The sequence below is a fragment of the Aureispira sp. CCB-QB1 genome (assembly GCF_000724545.1).
In the GTDB taxonomy this organism is placed as follows: Bacteria; Bacteroidota; Bacteroidia; order Chitinophagales; family Saprospiraceae; genus Aureispira.
On sequence record NZ_JHBV01000030.1, the window covers coordinates 63,852 to 81,101 of the forward strand.

Below are 17,250 nucleotides of genomic sequence, written 5' to 3' on the forward strand. Positions count from 1 at the left end.
ATATAAACCAAAATATCATGGCAAAGGACTTTATTTCAAATATAAACAATGCAGTTCCCGTTGAGGAAGAAGAAAAAATTTTATTAGAAGGAGAACACGATGGCATCCAAGAACTGGACAATGCCTTGCCTCCTTGGTGGACGTATTTTTTTGCAGGTTGTGTGCTCTTTGGTGTTGGATACATCTTGTATTATCATGCTTTTGGTATGGGAGGCTTACAAACACTAGAATACCAAAAAGAAGTAGCTATTGCTCAAGCTAAAAAAGAAGCCTTGCTGGCGACTAAATATGCCAAAATCAATGAAAATACAGTAGAAGCCTTGACCGATGCAACTGCCTTAGCTACTGGAAAAGAATTGTACGTCAAAAAATGTGCGTCTTGCCACGTAGAAGATGGAGGAGGAAATGTTGGACCTAACTTAACTGACGAGAACTGGCTACATGGATGTGACATAAAATCTGTCTTTAAAACCATTACATATGGTGTTCCTGCCAAAGGAATGATTAGTTGGCAAACACAACTTAACCCTTTACAAATTCAGCAAATTGCCAGTTATATCCTGACGTTAAAAGGCACAACGCCTGCCAAAGCTAAAGAGCCACAAGGAGAAATTTGCGTTCACTAAGTACTAAGACTAAAAAGCCAAACAACATGGAAGAATCATTTAGAGATTCCTTAGCTACAGTAGATGATGCGGGAAATCGAAAATGGGTATACCCCAAAAAACCTTCTGGAAAATTCCACAACTATAGAGTACTGGTCAGTATTATTTTACTTACTTTATTGTTCTCGGGACCTTTTATCAAAATAAACGGCAATCCCATTTTGATGCTGAATGTCATTGAACGAAAGTTTGTCATTTTTGGCAGCATATTTTATCCTCAAGATTTTTATATCTTCATGTTTGTCATGGCTGTTGGGGTCATTGCCATTGGAATTTTTACCTTAGTTTTTGGGCGCTTATTTTGCGGTTGGGTTTGTCCTCAAACGATATTTATGGAGATGGTTTTTCGCAAAATCGAATATTGGATTGAAGGAGATTGGAACAAACAAAAAGCTTTAAACAAAGCCGCATGGACTCCTTCTAAGGTATTCAAAAAAGTGCTTAAACATATCCTATTTTTTGCCGTTTCGTTTCTTATTTCTAATACATTTTTAGCGTACATTATTGGTATTGAAGAATTGACCTCAATTGTCACCGCTCCACCTAGCGATCATATTGTAGGATTCTTGAGTATTCTTCTATTTGCCTTTACCTTTTACATTGTTTTCTCTAGGCTACGAGAGCAAATCTGTACTTCTGTTTGCCCATATGGTCGTTTGCAAGGGGTTTTGCTAGACGAACACTCTATTGTGGTCGCTTATGACTATAAACGTGGAGAAAATAGGGCAAAATTTAGAAAGAACGAAGATCGAGCAGCACAAGCAAAAGGCGACTGTGTCGATTGCCATCAGTGTGTCAATGTTTGCCCCACAGGAATTGACATTCGTAATGGGACACAGTTGGAATGTGTGCATTGTACTGCTTGTATGGATGCTTGTGACAGTATCATGGATAAACTGTCTATGCCAGGCGGATTGATTCGTTATACTTCTGAGTATCATATCAAAAATGAATCGAAGCTAAAGTTGAACAAACGAACCATTGGTTTTAGTTTGCTCTTGATCGCTTTAACATCTGTTATTTTCGGTTTGCTTCTATTTCGAAATAAAATTGAGGCAACGATTCTGAGAACTCCAGGAACGCTTTTACAAAAACAAGTTGATGGTCGATGGAGTAATTTATACAATTATAATATTGTCAATAAATCGAACGAAGATTTTGTCTTAGAATTTAAACTGGAAACACCACAAGGAGATGTCCAAATTATTGGCGACAGTACTGTGTCATTAGCCAAAGGAAGCAAAACATCTGGATCTCTTTTTGTCATTATACCTGAACAAAAAAATGCTACCCGTCAAATACCGGTTGTCATTGGTATCTATAATAATGGCGAACAAGTTGATAAAGTAGAAACCAACTTTTTAGGAGAATAACCAACTTGAAACAGGGGGCTAATACCCGACACGATTAGCCCCCTACCCTCCTAATACTATAACGAACTGAACTACTCATTAACTGTTTTTTATAAAAACGCATAACGTGTCGCAATTATTGGTCTATTTTTTACCCTTAAAATTTAAAAAAGATGAATTGGGGATATAGAATTGCTGTTTTTTTTGTTGCTTTTATAACGTTCATGTTATTCATGCTTTACAAATGCGTGCAACAAAATTTTGATTTGGTAGCTGAAGATTATTATGCACAAGAAGTGACATTCCAAAATCGAATTGATCAACAAAATAATGTGTTGACACTAGACACAAAGCCTAGTTGGCAGATTGAAGAGGATTATTTTAAGCTCTCTTTTCCGAATTCATTTAGCAAAGGAGAAATTCATTTTTTTCGACCTTCTGACAAGAATCTAGACTTTGGCGAAACCTTGCAAATCGATGCCAACCAACAACAACAAATAGCACTCAACAAATTCAAAAAGGGTATTTATAAAGTGCAATTAAGTTGGTCGGATCAAGAGAAGGATTACTACATTGAACAACAGATTTTCATTCCTTAAACCAATCAATATGATAGCGTTATTAACAGCATTTTCAGTCGGGTTGCTAGGTAGCTTTCATTGTATTGGTATGTGTGGTGCCATAGCCTTTTCTTTACCGTTGCAAGAGCAAAACTGGTATAGCAAACTTTGGGGTGGTTTCATCTATAACTTGGGTAGAATCAGCACTTATGGTCTACTAGGATTTGTACTAGGGCTTTTAGGAAAAGGATTTTCTTTTGCAGGATTTCAACAAGGATTGTCGATTTTTTTAGGTGTTTTTATCTTGCTGGTGCTCCTATTCCCCAAATATGTTCAATTACAAAAAAACAAGAGCAGCCTACTAGCAGAACTTCAGTTGTGGGTGCGTCAAAAAATGGGCTTGTTGTTTCAAAATAATTCGACCAAAGCTTTGTATGGTATTGGCTTGCTGAATGGCTTGCTTCCTTGTGGTTTGGTTTATGCAGGTTTGGCGGGTGCTATTGCTACAGGACAAGGTTGGTTGGGCGCACTTTATATGATTTGTTTTGGTTTAGGCACCTTACCTATCATGATCTTAGCCAGTCAATTTCGAGGGTTTATTTCTATTTCGGTACGGAACAGAATGCGCCAAATAGTTCCTTTTTTTGTAGGGTTTATGGCGGTCTTATTTATCATTCGGGGGCTCAACTTGGGCATTCCTTATCTTAGTCCAGTATTGCAAAGTAAGGTGACCTCTTGGATTATGCCTGCCAATTGTCATTAAGGGTGGTTGTCATTTGCTAAACACATCCCTCAAACAAAAAAATGCCCCCTTTTCAAAAAGAGAGCATGCTTATTATTGTGCCAACTAACACAATACTTCATACGTTTTCGCAGTTTTTAAAAACTCCCAAAACGTCTTTGTTCCATTCTTTTTTGTCTTACTTTTCAAGAAAAAGCGTGCTTGAGTTCGATCCCATCCCCAGATGGCTGCATCAAAATCTAATTGTTTATAAATGCGATAGGCTCGATGCGCTTCGTTCAAAAGGCGTTCAAATTTTGCTTCTGTGTAGCCATGGTTCTGCTTTAAGATAGCTCGGATTTTGGATTGCAATAATTCTGGCAATGCTCCTATCCCTTTGGTCTGTAGCAAATCTAGTTGTGCTTCCGTTTCCAATAAATTGGCAATAGAGCGAAGATTCGCTGCCGTAGCATCCATGATCTCAACTGATTTGGTATTGTACACAAGACCATTATTGCTTTTACCCAACATTCCCAAAGGCAAGGGTTTTAACTTAATGTGTACATCTGTCCCATAAATTGGCAGCTCAACAGCTATGTAAAAATAGCTTTGGGTTAATTCTGTTATCGGTGTTTTTTGAGCATCAACAAAAGAATTGATACTCCATCCTTTTGGTAGTACCTCCTCTATATTACTCGAAGTATACAGTCCAAACTCTTGCGCACAATCCCAATATTCCCAACGGACAAATGTATACTTTTTCTGAGCATCTCTAAAAGCAGCAACAGTGGCATTGCAGCCACAGCCACAAGTTGGCCATCCTCCTGATATAGATAAATAGCCCTGTTTGGCATAGGCATCCTTTAGGGTATGAAATTCTTCCCCTTCCTCTTCGAGTGTAGTGGCACAAGGACCTAATTGTTGGTATAACTGTTCGGTTAGGTTCTGCGCCAAAGCTGCTTCTACCCACCCTATTAACAATAGAGCTATCAATACTTGTTTCATACGATTTGTTGTTGGCAACTACTACTTACAACAAACAGCAGTTGGTTCTAAATTTCTAACAATGTATCTACAAAATAAGCTTTATTATCCAAAAAGTGTTCCTTTATTGTAAATCCTGCTGCTGTTGCTAGGCTTTCTATTTCTTTGATGGTATGTTTTTTAGAAATTTCGGTATGGATAGACTCCCATTGTTCAAATTTCACTTCCATATTTAATGCATCAATCGTCACCGTTTGGTCTTTTTGACTTACCAAGTGGCTTCTCAACTCCCCTGTTTGAGGATTATAATAAGGATAAAACCTAAAGTAGTTGGGTTTAAAATTTCCACCCAGTTCTTGGTTGATTCGATGCAACAAATTGAGGTTAAATGCTGCTGTAATTCCCTTCGAATCTAGATATGCTTTGTAAATAATCTCTGGACGTTTTTTCAAATCAAAACCAATTAGTACTTGATCACCTGGATTTAAGTAGCTTTTGAGTGTCGTCAAAAAATCAACACTTTCTTCGTAGGTGAAATTCCCAATATTTGCCCCTAAAAATAAAACCACCTTTCGTTCTGATTTGGGCGTATTATCTTTTAGGATTTCCATGGCATCCCAGTATTCTTTATTCATTGCCTGATGTTTCAAATCAGGATAAGCAGCATCCAAGCTTTCGGACAAAGCCGATAAGATAGAGGTCGATAAATCAACTGGTGTGTAAGTAAACGGAACGCCTTTTTCTACATAATCTTGCAAAAGAATTTTTGTTTTGGAAGCATCTCCTGCTCCAAGATCAACTAAATTAAACCCTTTCTTTTTGGCTTGAAAATATTCTAACAGTTTGCCTTTATAAGTATCTAAAATACAAATTTCGCAAGCTGTCAAGTAATATTCAGGCAATTGCATGATTTGTTGAAATAGCCATGAACCTCGTTCATTGTAAAAATAAATATAAGGAATGGACTTTTGAGTAGCACTTAAACCTGACTGAATGTCATTAGCAAATTTTTGATTCATCGATTGATTAATTTTTTGTTCCCTTACTTTTCGTTCCTTCAAAACTGGACGATTGATTGGTGGATAATGTCCCAAAAATATAGAATTTCAAAAGAAAAGAAACGAATCGCTCTGGTTTTATTCAACTTCATGAAAGCTTAACAATTTTTTAATTAGGTCTAAAATTTAACTCCAATGCCGTTTTTAACATTCTTCTAGTGATTTTTTTGTACTTTTATTTATCATCATTATCCCCCTTATCCAAATTTGGAACAATTATTAAGATTCTAAGTTGCTACAAACTTAAAACAAATTATTATTTAGTTGAAGCACGCGTTGTTGCTCTATTTATTATAGAAAAACAATATACATCATTGGTATTTGTAGTACAATAGTTCGTTGAAAAACTTTATTAGTTTGAAAATCAATAAGTTACACCTTTACAGTGTTTTGTGTTAAAATTTTGATTATCAAACTAATATAAATGTGCTTTTTTATCTTTTTGGTAAAAAAGTAAAAAATCAACGAACTACTATGTAGTAGTAACCAAATCATAATTTAATGAGATACTTTTACCTTCTTCTTTTTATCTATATCGTACCCCTTTCTTCTATTCAAGCTCAATACTTATTGAGCCCAGAAGAATTATCACAAACGCAAACTTATACCTCTTTAGATGAAGCAATTGCTAATCCTGATTTTGTCTATGTATTGGACCTTAGGTCGCAGCGTTTGACAGAATTAAAGGATATTCACAAATTAACAAAACTGCAAATACTATATTTGGATGGAAATGAATTGACAACCCTTCCTGAAGGAATTGGCAAGTGTTTAAATTTGCAAATTTTGCAGGCTAACAAAAATCAACTAGAATCGCTGCCAAAGAGTTTTAGCAAATTAAAAAACTTGGAAGAAGTTTACCTCCAATACAATAATATCCAAGCACTTCCGAGAGGAATGGAACGAATGGTCAACCTCAAGCTATTGGATATTCGTGATAACAAATTTGCTGCATTGCCTGAGGTTTTAACAACACTTCCTGAATTACAAATTTTGGAAGTTGCTTATAATAGCATTCAAAATTTGCCCGAAAACATTGGTGCTCTGTCGACTATGTGGAAGCTCAATTTTAGTGGCAATCCAATTAAAAACTTACCATCTAGTTTTCAAATGTTGTCCAATTTAGAGGAGCTTTATATGGGGCACACAGGACTGCAAGTAACACAATGCATCCCGGTATTTATCAATTTGAACAAATTGTTTACTTTAGAACTTGGGGGGCTCAACTTAGAGCGCTTGCCTGCTGATTTTGCGCAAATAAGCAGTCTCAAAAAACTGGATTTGAGTCTTGCTCAAATGTCAGAGTTGCCTAATGCGATTACGCAACATAGTAGTTTGGAGGAGTTGATCTTGGACAAAACTTCAATCACTAGTTTGCCTGACAACATCCACCATATGGCTGGTCTCAAACGTCTGTACATCAAAGAAGGACAACTAACAACCCTACCAGAAAGTTTCGGGCAATTGCCTAACTTAGAGCTTCTAAAAATAGAGTACAATCAATTGCAAAGCCTGCCTCAAAGTATTGGCAACCTAAAGCACCTTCAAGGATTGCACCTTCAAAACAATCAACTAACTACTTTGCCCGAAAGTATTGGGAATCTAAATAACTTGAGTTTATTAGAAATACCTTCCAACAAAGTCAGTTCCATTCCTGAAAGCATTCATAAATTAGCTAATTTGACGGGACTTTATTTATTTAATAACCCCATTTCAACTTCCCATATTGCAGAGATTCGGGCTTGGCTTCCCAATACAGATGTTCAATTTTAAAATACTATACTAACAAACCAAGCTTGTGCTCCCATGAGCGTAGCGAATAATAATCAACTACCACACAGTAGCAGCACAGCTAACTCCTATTCTATAGCTTCTAATAAAAAACGATTCTAAGTTTGTTGCCTAGAATCGCTTTCATCATATCTTCTTATATACTTATTACAAGCATTTAACTCAAAGCTGCTTCTATTACACCTCCTAACTCTTCGCCTAGTGCATCGTTATAAGCAGGTTCTGTGTCTACTAGTTTTTCGACATTAAAATTACCATTGATACTTATATTACTATAAACAAAACGAAGGGTACGAACAATCGCCCAAGGAAAACCAATTCCTAAGGTAAATACCACTAACAATGCATTGGTGAACATATGCCCGAACAAAGCTCCACCAGTTAATTCAGAAGTAAACTCAATCTCTTCTTCCTCGTGTCTTGCTGAGGTATGGTTCACTAGATAGTTAAAAATATCTTTGTTGTACCAGAAAAAATAGATCCCTAAGGTACAAATGGTCAAAACAATGCCTTTTAAGTGCATGACAAAATAGGTCAACCCATCTCCATCATACTCAAATTCAATGTTTCCAAAACGAGTATTGCCAACAATATACTTTCGGAGTGATTGAGCGTACCATGCCCCATAAATTCCTAAGGTAAATACAGTCATAAAATATCCTATAATAAATTTGCGTATAAATACCCCCAAATTACCTCGGTATCCCCAATGCACACCATTCCATGAAGTTCTAGATGTTTGATAACGCATAGAACCATGTATGGCATACGGAAAGGCGCACAGAAAAAAGGCTACTGAAAGAAGCCCCCCTATGATTGCTCCATATAATCCAAACAACATTGTTAAAAGCTGCACACTAATACCAAACAAAAGAACAATCCCTACTGACTTGATAAATCCAATAAACATTTCTTTCCCTGTTCCATGAAAGACAAAAGGTTCTCCTTCTAATTCTGTTTCGCTATGTATATATCGAGTCATCTTTGCCTTTGCCCAAGGATAATACAATCCGATTGTAATTGCAATTAGAAACATATTGACAATATAAATGCCTAATAATTTTCCGCCATTCCCTTTAAAAGAAAAGGAAATTGATCTTGGTTCATCTAAAATCATAATTTTAATTCTTGAGTGTTTATAAATTGTTTTGGTCTCTTTTTCAAGGATAAAGATAACAAAACTAATTTTAATTTATTTTAAAAGCAAATAAAATATAATTTTTTTGGTAAAAAAAAATCACAAATAAACAAATAAGTTACATTTTATAATCTTTTGCTTTCCAAAGGCGTATAAAAATACTTTCTTCTCAAATGTGTTTGTTTGTTACTCTTTTTTTTAGTATACTCAAAAGTTATAAAGTTGAACAACCATTTTTCCCCTATTTAATAAACATTGTCATGATAAGAACTTCACATATCTTATGGACTATTTTCTTATCCATACTCATGACCGTCTACTGTCTTACAGACTTTGGTCAAACTGCAAACCTTTCCAAGACAGCTAAAAACATCTACAGTCTATTAACCCCCTTGGCTGTTGGACTGGTCATTCTAGAGTTAATCTATTGCTGGTTGGCTCGCAAATCATATTTTACATTTCAAGAGTCTATTGCTAATTTTTGTACGGCAATGGGCAATCAAAGTACCAACGTACTTGTTGCCGTAGCCGTTTATTTTTCTTATGGTTATCTTTGGGAACAGTTTCATTGGTTCGACATCTCAATGGATGCAGCACACTGGTACAACTGGCTATTGTTACTACTAGGCATTGATTTTATTTTTTATTGGGTACATCGCTGGGGGCATGAAATCAATATCATGTGGGCAGCTCATTCTCCCCATCATTCTGCCGAAGAAATGAACTTGATGGTTGGTCTACGTGCTAGCATTACTCAACGTCTTATGTCCTTCTTCTTTTTTTGGCCCTTAACGATCATTGGTTTTGAGCCTTTTGATATTTATATGATGACAGGCATTCATTTATTCATAGGTTATTGGCATCATACAGAAGTGCTACCAAAGTTTTGGCGGTGGGTTGAATTTATTTTTAATACCCCTTCTCATCACAGAGTCCATCATGGAGTCAATTTTAAATATCTAGATAAGAACTATTCAGAGTTCCTAATTATTTGGGATCGGCTTTTTGGCACTTTTGAAGAGGAAACAGACAAGGTTGTCTATGGGATGTATAATGGCCCAAAATCGTGGAACCCAATCAAGATTAATTTTCATTACTATATAATCCTTTGGAACAAAGCTTTGGCGGCTCCTTATTGGTGGGACAAAATACGTCTTTGGTTCATGCCTTTGACTTGGCAGCCTAGAGGCTTGCCTCCCTATGTTCCCAATCAAGAAATCACTTTAAAAAATCAAGTTCGTTACCAATCAGTAATGTTTAGCCATTCAAAAATATATCTTATTCTGCATACTCTAATTGGGCTCATCATCATGCTATTCATCATCAACAGTCATTCACCTTGGACTACTTTTGAGCGCTGGATAGGCGCTGCCTTTTTATGGCATACCATTGTTAATCTAAGTGGTATTTTAGAATCTAAATCATGGTTGTTTACCTCTGAGCTTATTCGGCTCATCTTCGTCCCTATTGGCATCATTTTATTTAATGATTGGTATAGGGAACCTTTCTATTTAATCCTTACCTTTGGTATAGCCACGCTATCTGCTTTCTGGACTACAACCTATTTTAAACCTATTCAAATGACACAAATTAACCCAATACTAACGGAACCGCACTCAACAATTCATTGATCAAGTTATCTAAATCATGCTAGATGAAACCATTCCTTTTAGAATTAGACAAATTATAGCTTCTAATGACGCTACCAATAACTTTTTGGCACTAACACTTCTGCGTTCGCAATTAAGCTTTAATTTTATAAAAGCATTTGAGCAATTACAAATTGTAGATCAGCAGGATTTTAGCATTTGGGGTGTTAGTCAATATCAAGTTTCCATCTTAGAATATGATGTTTTATTTTTAGCGGAACATCAATGGGATGACTTGTCTGAAGCCCCTTATCTATCCATTGAACGAAAAGTTAAACAGCAAGAAACTACTCTGGAAGCTTACCAGAAAACATTTACGATTCCCTTTTTTGAAAGTGAAAACGAGCGAGATATTTACGAAGCGTTGATCGATCTTCCCAACTTGGGAGAAGGCTTAGAAAAACTGTTTTTTTGATCAACAACAACTCAATAAAAACATACACTATTAGTAATCAACACCGTCAACTTTTAAATTATAAAATTGCTCTATATCAAAAATCAAAAATGGTGCAGCAATGTTTTTTTGATTTTCTATAAAAAGAAGAAAAATCTACCAAGTATTAGGCTATCTTAGCGAATTAATATCAATAATCGCCATTTATAAAAACAAGCCGTATGTTGTCCACCTTTATTACTTATGTTCAACAACAAGAATTATTTCGACTGTCTAGAGATCGTATTTTGATTGCAGTTAGTGGTGGCATTGACTCAATTGCTTTGGTCCAACTGTGTAAAAAAGCAGGTGTTAAATTTGGTATAGCCCACTGTAATTTTCAACTAAGAGCTGACGAATCTGAGGCGGATGCACTGTTTGTAGAGCAATTGGCTCAACAGCTTGAAGTGTCATTTCACAGTGTCCGTTTTGAAACTAAAAAAGAGGCTGCACATACCAAAAAAAGTATTCAAGTTACCGCTAGAGATTTGCGTTACAAATGGCTTGAAAATATTCGAGTTCAATACGACTATCAATACATTGCTGTAGGGCATCATATTAATGATTCTATTGAAACTTTACTCCTCAACTTAACTATGGGTTGTGGTATTCGTGGTTTGCATGGTATTTTGCCTAAAAATGGATACCTTATTCGCCCACTACTATCTAGCACTCGTGCAGATATTGAAACGTACGTTCAAAAAAATCAATTTCAATACAGGGAGGACAGTTCTAACAGTAGTACAAAATACACTAGAAATGCTTTGCGACATTTGGTCGTGCCACAGCTTCAGCGAATCAATCCCAATTTAGAACAAACCTTTGAAGAAAATTTCATCCGTTTCAGAGAGACCGAAGCATTGTATGATTATGCCATTCAACAATTAAAAAAAGAACATACAACTCAAAAAGGAACTAGCCTTTGGATTGATATTGCGGGGATTACCCAAGCTCCCTCTCCTATTAGCTTGCTTTATGAGATTTTGCGTCCCTATCATTTCAAAGCCTCCAAAATTCAATACATCTTTCATAGAAAAGAAGAAGAATCTGGTGCTCTATATACTAGCAAAACTCATCAATTATTGAGGGATCGTACCCATTGGATTGTGAGTCCTATTGCTCATGACAAAACAGCATTGCACACCTTAGCCCCTTTTGATACTTCTCAAGGCATCCTAAATATTGCAGATATAAGCTTACAATGGGAAATTTCAAACCAAAAAATTAACTTAAAAACAACTCCACAAACTGTTTATTTGGATATGGATGTCCTACATTTCCCTCTGCATTTGAGGCATTGGAAAGATGGAGATATTTTTTATCCATTAGGTATGCGAGGTAAAAAGAAAAAATTGAGCAAATTTTTTAAAGATATTAAAATGAATCGTTTTGATAAAGATGCAACTTGGTTGTTGTGCGATGCGAATGATACTATTCTTTGGGTGCTTGGGCAACGAGCAGACGAACGCTTTAAAGTTTTAGAAACGACTCAAAGAGTTTTAAAATTAGAAGCCAAGCCCTCTAACATCTAATAATAAATTAAACCTTGTAGATTATGATTGTAATAACAGGAGCCGCAGGATTCATTGGCAGTTGCTTATTAACGCACTTAAATAAAAAGACGAGCAAAGACTTCGTCGTTGTGGATCAATTTGATCGAGCTGATAAAAATAAAAACTTAGCCAATGCACAATATTTGTATAAAATTGATCGGCAAGATTTTTTGCCTTGGTTCTCAGAACATGCTACAGAGATAGAATTGGTGTTACACCTAGGGGCACGAACAGATACTACCGAAAAAAATGTGGCTATTTTTGATCAACTGAATCTGAATTATAGTAAGTCTATTACCAAAATCTGCACGCAACATCAAATTCCATTAATTTATGCTTCTAGCGCGGCAACTTATGGTCTAGGAGAACAAGGCTATAACGACCAAACTCACCCAAGTGCCTTGACACCACTCAATCCTTATGGAGATTCAAAAAATGATTTTGACAATTGGTTGCTCAATCAAGAAGAACAACCACCTTTTTGGGCTGGTCTTAAGTTTTTTAATGTCTATGGTCCTAATGAATACCACAAAGGGCGTATGGCATCGGTTATTTTTCACGCATTTAACCAAATCCAACAAACCAACCAGATGAAACTCTTCCGCTCACATCGTCCAGATTTTAAAGATGGAGAACAAAGCAGAGACTTTATATATATCAAAGATCTATTGTCTATTATTGACTTTTTGATGCATCATTCTGTTGCCTCTGGTTTATACAATGTGGGCACAGGAACTGCTCGCACCTTTTACGACTTAGCCAAACATACTTTTTTAGCAATGGGCAAAACACCCGACATTAGTTTTATAGATACACCACAAGATATTCGAGGTAATTATCAATATTTTACAGAAGCAGACATGTCGAAATTGCGCTCTGCTGGTTATCAAAAAGATTTCTATAGTTTAGAAGAAGGCATTCAAGATTATGTTGAAAATTATTTGATGAAAGGTGTATATTATCAATAGGTGGGGCATTGTTATTTTTTGTGTTAATAACACAAGGAGCGCTTTATCTAATAAACTTTACAACAGGTAATCTTGTTGTTATAATAGGCTATTGGTAAAGTTGTTTAAAATTGCGTTTTTGTCCATTGACTTTTTTACGATTACTACATTATGAATTATCAAGAAACAATACAATGGCTTTTCAGCCAACTACCTATGTTCCAACGGGTAGGCAATCAAGCATTCAAAAAGGATTTAAAAAACATCACTGCTTTATGTGAGCACTTGGGACAACCACAAAATCAATTTAAAAGTATCCATATCGCTGGAACCAATGGAAAAGGTTCGACAGCACATATTTTAGCAGCTATTCTACAAACCGCAGGTTACAAAGTAGGATTGTACACCTCTCCTCATTATAGAGATTTTCGGGAGCGGATCAAAATTAATGGTTCGTATATCTCGGAGCAATCTGTTGTTGATTTTGTTGCCAATAATCAAGCAATATTTGAGCAAATTCAACCCTCCTTTTTCGAAATGACTGTGGCAATGGCTTTTGACTACTTTCATCAAGAACAAGTAGACATTGCCATTATTGAAACAGGCTTGGGAGGGCGACTTGACTCAACAAATATTCTTACTCCTCTGCTCTCGATTATCACCAATATAGGAATGGATCACGAAGCCATGCTAGGCAATACACTGGCGTTAATTGCTGGCGAAAAGGCTGGAATCATCAAGCCTAATGTTCCTGTTTTGATAGGAGAAACACATATTGAAACGGCTCCTGTCTTTGTCGAAAAAGCAGTACAAGAAAATGCAGCAATTATTTTTGTCGATGAAGTGGTAGAAGCTCAATTGATCGAAAAAGATTATCAAAAAGCAATCTATACCGTTACAAGCGAGCCTTATAACCTCAACTTTCACGAACTTATTTTTGATTTAACAGGTGCTTATCAGATTCACAATCTAAAAACAGCTTTATTAGCAACCTTCTTTTTATTAAAAGAAAATTTCAATATTACTCCTGCTCATATTCGAGCCGCTTGTGCAGATGTACAAAACATCAGTCATTTGTTGGGTCGATGGCAAGTTTTGTCTGAATTTCCATTGACAATATGCGACTCTGGACACAATGGGCACGGCTTGCAGTACACACTTCAAGCTTTGAAAGAATTAAACAAAGAGCAAATTCATTTTGTATTTGGAACTGTTAATGATAAAGATTTAAGTAAGGTATTTCCGCTCTTACCCAAAGATGCTATTTATTACTTTTGTAAGGCGGATATACCAAGAGGATTGGATGCGCACACTCTTCAACAATTTGCAGAAGCTTATGGTTTGAATGGAGAGGCTTATGTTTCTGTTCAAGAAGCCTTTGAGGTAGCACAGGCACAGGCTAGCGACGATGATTGTGTGTTTGTTGGAGGTAGTATTTTTGTTGTTGGCGAAGTGGTTTAATCTAGTATTATTATAATACAAAATAACACAGCAGACACTTAAACCTTAATAATCAACCAACTCTACATTGGCCATCACAAAGAAATGTTTATACAACAAATCAATGTATAAAATTTACAATGATTTCTTTGTTGCAAAGTTATCCAATTACTCCTCTTCCTCAAGACTATGTTTAGCAAGTACTTAGTTTGCTAAACATAGTCTATTAATTAAATATTCTCATCTAACCTACTTCTGTCCTACCATTCGCCCTGCAACAATAAAAACCTCATAACATAGGAAAAATAAAGTCTAAAGAACGGCTCTTTTTTGTTATTCGACGTTAAATTCAGTACAAAACCCCAACTTATTCATTAGTATTCTTATTTTAGTTAGTCTGACTACTCGTCTTGAGTTCCCATTTTTTAACTACTTGAAATAAGATTCATGAAACACCTATTGTCCTTTGTCCTTTATTGCCTAGTTGTGACAACAACTTTTGCAGCACACATTCGTGGAAAATTGACGGATGCAAAAGGAGACGTCCTTCCATTTGCCAGCATCTATGTTAGAGGAACTTCCACAGGAACAACTAGCAATATTGATGGTTTATACGACTTGGTGTTGGAAGAAGGAACTTATGAAATTGTTTTTCAATATGTTGGTTATGAGTCTAAAACAGAAACGGTTGTTATCGAAAAAGCAGATATTACATTAGATATTGTCTTAAACCCAATTGCCAATAATATTCAGGAAGTTGTTGTAACGGCTGGTGAAGATCCTGCTTATCGAATCATCCGAAAAGCAATAAAAAAACGTAAATTTTATCTCAATCAAGTAAAACAATATAGCTGTGAGACCTATGTAAAAGGCACTCAACACATTCGAAATTTGCCAAAAACATTTATGGGGCAATCCTTGGATATGCTTCGGGAAGGCTTGGATTCTACGGGTACGGGAATTATCTATCTCTCTGAATCCGTTTCCAAATTGCATTACAAAGATGGTGCATTCAAGGAAATCATGTCCTCTTCCAAGGTAAGTGGCAATGACAATGGGTTTAGTTTCAATTCTGGGGCAGCAATGGCGAGCATGTCTTTTTATGAAAATTCCTTTGAATTGGGCGATACTGAAATTCTATCTCCCATTGCAAATGGTGCTTTGGGGGCTTACAAATATCGCTTAGAGACTTCTTTTTATGATAATGAAGGGCATTTGGTTTATAAAATTGAGGTGATTCCTAAAAATAAATTGGGAGCGGTATTTAGTGGTTATATTTATATCGTAGATGAAGATTGGGCTATTCACAGTACCGATTTATTCACGACAGGCAAAGCCGTCAACATCTCCGTTTTAGATACCGTTTATTTCAAACAAACCCATATTAAACTAAATAATGAAACGTGGCGTCTTTTTTCACAAGACATTAAATTCACCCTTCGTTTTTTAATTATTGCGACTAGAGGGAATTTTGTAGGCGTTTTTAGGAATTATGACTTAACCCCTTCTTTTGATCCCAAATTCTTTAATGCCGAAATTTTTAAAGTAGAAGATTTAGCCAATAAAAAAATCAATGCCTTTTGGGATTCCATTCGTCCAGTTCCTTTGTCGGTAGAAGAAGCTACGGATTATCACGTCAAGGATAGTGTCGAAAAAGTAACCCAAACGAAGGCTTATAAAGATTCTATTGATCGGATTGCCAATCGCCCTAAACTGTTAGACTTGTTGGGGGGCTACACCTTTCAAAATTCTTATCGAAACTACAAACTAACGTTTCTTTCTCCTATCAATACCTTGCATTTTAATACGGTCCAAGGACAAATCATAGGTTTGGGCGTCGAATTTAGAAAAGAAATCAATGAAGAAAAGCGGCAGTGGTTTCGATTACATGCCGAAGGGGAATATTCTTTTGATGACAATCAATTTAGGGGCATGGGCTTTTTTCAAATCCGTTTTAATGCCATTGATAATGCTTTTCTCCATGTAGAAGGTGGTCGTATGAAAAGACAATTTAACCCTAGCAAACCTATTCCTGATATTGTCAATACCTATTATACCTTACTACTAAAACTCAATTACATGAAACTCTATGACGAGTATTATGGTCGAGTTTTTTATTCTCAACAGGTTGTCAATGGGCTATTGCTTAGAGGAGGCATCAAATACGCTCACCGAATAGCCCTGACCAATACAGCAGAAGGCAACTGGGTGCCCAAAAACACCAATCGTTTTTTTTCAAATAACCCTACTGATCTAGGACACCCTAGAACCATGAAAGATGCTCCTAGCTTTTTAGCGCACAATCATTTAGAAATTTCCCTCGCCTTGCGCATCCGTTTTGGACAAAAATACATCTCTTACCCCAACCGTCGATTCTACACCGAATCAAAATTTCCAGATATTTGGATTCGATACAAAAGAGGCATCCCAATATTAGGCGGTGGCACCAACTATGATTACTTAGAATTAAAAGTAGAAAAAGACAACATCAAAATTGGTACCGTAGGTTTATTGAGTTTCAAAGCAACAGGTGGATGGTTTCCTTATAAGCCCAAACTTTACTTCATGGATTTTCAGCATTTTAATGGAAACCAAACCATTATTGCTAAAACTAGTGAATATTTAAGTACCTTTCAGTTATTACCCTATTACGAATACAGCACTAGTTCAGCCTTTGGTATGCTACACGTACAACACGATTTTAATGGCTTTATTTGGAATAAAATACCAGGTCTCAAAGCACTTGGTTTTGAATTTGTAACAGGTTATCACCTGCTATACACACCAGAAAAAGGAGAATACATGGAGTTTAACCTTGGTTTGGATAGAATTGGATGGAATTTGTTTCGTTTTCTGCGTGTCGACTTTGTTATGGGGTATAAAGTAGGCGAACCATTGCGCTATGGAGGTGTCATTGGTTTAACGCTTTCCTTGTAATCAATAATACTTTAAGGACTTT

General features: G+C 36.1%; 14 protein-coding genes. 11 read left to right on the top strand and 3 right to left on the bottom strand.

All coding sequences use genetic code 11. From position 1 onward, the window contains the following. The first annotated feature begins 17 nt into the window (after nucleotides 1-17). From CG11_RS14785 to CG11_RS14800, 4 genes are all read left to right on the top strand, one after another. Nucleotides 18-626, top strand: coding sequence for a cbb3-type cytochrome c oxidase N-terminal domain-containing protein (locus tag CG11_RS14785; protein ID WP_052597549.1), 609 nt, complete (start codon nucleotides 18-20; stop codon nucleotides 624-626). Nucleotides 627-652: 26 nt separating this feature from the next. Continuing rightward, nucleotides 653-2,038, top strand: coding sequence for a cytochrome c oxidase accessory protein CcoG (ccoG, locus tag CG11_RS14790; protein ID WP_052597552.1), 1,386 nt, complete (start codon nucleotides 653-655; stop codon nucleotides 2,036-2,038). A 152-nt stretch (nucleotides 2,039-2,190) separates the two neighbouring features. Next, on the top strand, nucleotides 2,191-2,616 hold the full coding sequence (locus CG11_RS14795) for a FixH family protein (RefSeq protein ID WP_052597554.1): 426 nt from the start codon (nucleotides 2,191-2,193) through the stop codon (nucleotides 2,614-2,616). Nucleotides 2,617-2,626: 10 nt separating this feature from the next. Further along, entirely contained in the window at nucleotides 2,627-3,340 is a 714-nt protein-coding gene (locus CG11_RS14800; protein ID WP_052597557.1) for a sulfite exporter TauE/SafE family protein, read from the top strand. An 84-nt stretch (nucleotides 3,341-3,424) separates the two neighbouring features. On the opposite strand, the gene CG11_RS14805 is transcribed toward CG11_RS14800, so the two are convergent. Then, nucleotides 3,425-4,303 (bottom strand): hypothetical protein, encoded by an 879-nt coding sequence (locus CG11_RS14805; RefSeq protein WP_052597559.1) that lies wholly within the window; start codon nucleotides 4,301-4,303, stop codon nucleotides 3,425-3,427. A 47-nt stretch (nucleotides 4,304-4,350) separates the two neighbouring features. Then, a complete protein-coding gene (egtD, locus tag CG11_RS14810) occupies nucleotides 4,351-5,301 on the bottom strand; it encodes an L-histidine N(alpha)-methyltransferase (RefSeq protein WP_052597560.1) in 951 nt (316 codons plus the stop codon). A gap of 540 nt (nucleotides 5,302-5,841) precedes the next feature. On the opposite strand from egtD, the gene CG11_RS14815 reads away from it, so the two are divergent. Further along, the gene (locus CG11_RS14815) at nucleotides 5,842-7,113 is read left to right on the top strand and encodes a hypothetical protein (RefSeq protein ID WP_052597562.1); all 1,272 of its coding nucleotides are present in this window, start codon (nucleotides 5,842-5,844) and stop codon (nucleotides 7,111-7,113) included. A gap of 175 nt (nucleotides 7,114-7,288) precedes the next feature. Here CG11_RS14815 and CG11_RS14820 read toward each other — a convergent pair whose 3' ends face one another. Further along, nucleotides 7,289-8,248: a YjgN family protein gene (locus CG11_RS14820; protein WP_052597564.1), complete on the bottom strand. Its 960-nt coding sequence runs from the start codon at nucleotides 8,246-8,248 to the stop codon at nucleotides 7,289-7,291. Between the two features lie 281 nt (nucleotides 8,249-8,529). Here CG11_RS14820 and CG11_RS14825 point away from each other — a divergent pair, with 281 nt between their 5' ends. From CG11_RS14825 to CG11_RS14850, 6 genes are all read left to right on the top strand, one after another. After that, complete coding sequence (locus CG11_RS14825) at nucleotides 8,530-9,900, top strand: sterol desaturase family protein (RefSeq protein ID WP_197043858.1); 1,371 nt, start codon at nucleotides 8,530-8,532, stop codon at nucleotides 9,898-9,900. 16 nt (nucleotides 9,901-9,916) lie between these two features. Next, complete coding sequence (locus CG11_RS14830) at nucleotides 9,917-10,333, top strand: hypothetical protein (protein WP_052597567.1); 417 nt, start codon at nucleotides 9,917-9,919, stop codon at nucleotides 10,331-10,333. Nucleotides 10,334-10,533: 200 nt separating this feature from the next. Further along, the gene (gene tilS / locus CG11_RS14835; RefSeq protein WP_052597568.1) at nucleotides 10,534-11,883 is read left to right on the top strand and encodes a tRNA lysidine(34) synthetase TilS; all 1,350 of its coding nucleotides are present in this window, start codon (nucleotides 10,534-10,536) and stop codon (nucleotides 11,881-11,883) included. A 23-nt stretch (nucleotides 11,884-11,906) separates the two neighbouring features. Beyond that, nucleotides 11,907-12,872 (top strand): ADP-glyceromanno-heptose 6-epimerase, encoded by a 966-nt coding sequence (rfaD, locus tag CG11_RS14840; protein WP_052597569.1) that lies wholly within the window; start codon nucleotides 11,907-11,909, stop codon nucleotides 12,870-12,872. Between the two features lie 150 nt (nucleotides 12,873-13,022). After that, the gene (locus tag CG11_RS14845) at nucleotides 13,023-14,312 is read left to right on the top strand and encodes a folylpolyglutamate synthase/dihydrofolate synthase family protein (protein WP_052597570.1); all 1,290 of its coding nucleotides are present in this window, start codon (nucleotides 13,023-13,025) and stop codon (nucleotides 14,310-14,312) included. 426 nt (nucleotides 14,313-14,738) lie between these two features. Further along, entirely contained in the window at nucleotides 14,739-17,228 is a 2,490-nt protein-coding gene (locus CG11_RS14850; RefSeq protein ID WP_052597571.1) for a DUF5686 and carboxypeptidase regulatory-like domain-containing protein, read from the top strand. The last annotated feature ends 22 nt before the right edge of the window (nucleotides 17,229-17,250 follow it).

Bases quoted from the DNA above. Each gene is read 5' to 3' on its own strand.
- CG11_RS14785 (WP_052597549.1), top strand. From the start codon at position 18: ATGGCAAAGGACTTTATTTCAAATATAAACAATGCAGTTCCCGTTGAG.
- ccoG (WP_052597552.1), top strand. From the start codon at position 653: ATGGAAGAATCATTTAGAGATTCCTTAGCTACAGTAGATGATGCGGGA.
- CG11_RS14795 (WP_052597554.1), top strand. From the start codon at position 2,191: ATGAATTGGGGATATAGAATTGCTGTTTTTTTTGTTGCTTTTATAACG.
- CG11_RS14800 (WP_052597557.1), top strand. From the start codon at position 2,627: ATGATAGCGTTATTAACAGCATTTTCAGTCGGGTTGCTAGGTAGCTTT.
- CG11_RS14805 (WP_052597559.1), bottom strand. From the start codon at position 4,303: ATGAAACAAGTATTGATAGCTCTATTGTTAATAGGGTGGGTAGAAGCA.
- egtD (WP_052597560.1), bottom strand. From the start codon at position 5,301: ATGAATCAAAAATTTGCTAATGACATTCAGTCAGGTTTAAGTGCTACT.
- CG11_RS14815 (WP_052597562.1), top strand. From the start codon at position 5,842: ATGAGATACTTTTACCTTCTTCTTTTTATCTATATCGTACCCCTTTCT.
- CG11_RS14820 (WP_052597564.1), bottom strand. From the start codon at position 8,248: ATGATTTTAGATGAACCAAGATCAATTTCCTTTTCTTTTAAAGGGAAT.
- CG11_RS14825 (WP_197043858.1), top strand. From the start codon at position 8,530: ATGATAAGAACTTCACATATCTTATGGACTATTTTCTTATCCATACTC.
- CG11_RS14830 (WP_052597567.1), top strand. From the start codon at position 9,917: ATGCTAGATGAAACCATTCCTTTTAGAATTAGACAAATTATAGCTTCT.
- tilS (WP_052597568.1), top strand. From the start codon at position 10,534: ATGTTGTCCACCTTTATTACTTATGTTCAACAACAAGAATTATTTCGA.
- rfaD (WP_052597569.1), top strand. From the start codon at position 11,907: ATGATTGTAATAACAGGAGCCGCAGGATTCATTGGCAGTTGCTTATTA.
- CG11_RS14845 (WP_052597570.1), top strand. From the start codon at position 13,023: ATGAATTATCAAGAAACAATACAATGGCTTTTCAGCCAACTACCTATG.
- CG11_RS14850 (WP_052597571.1), top strand. From the start codon at position 14,739: ATGAAACACCTATTGTCCTTTGTCCTTTATTGCCTAGTTGTGACAACA.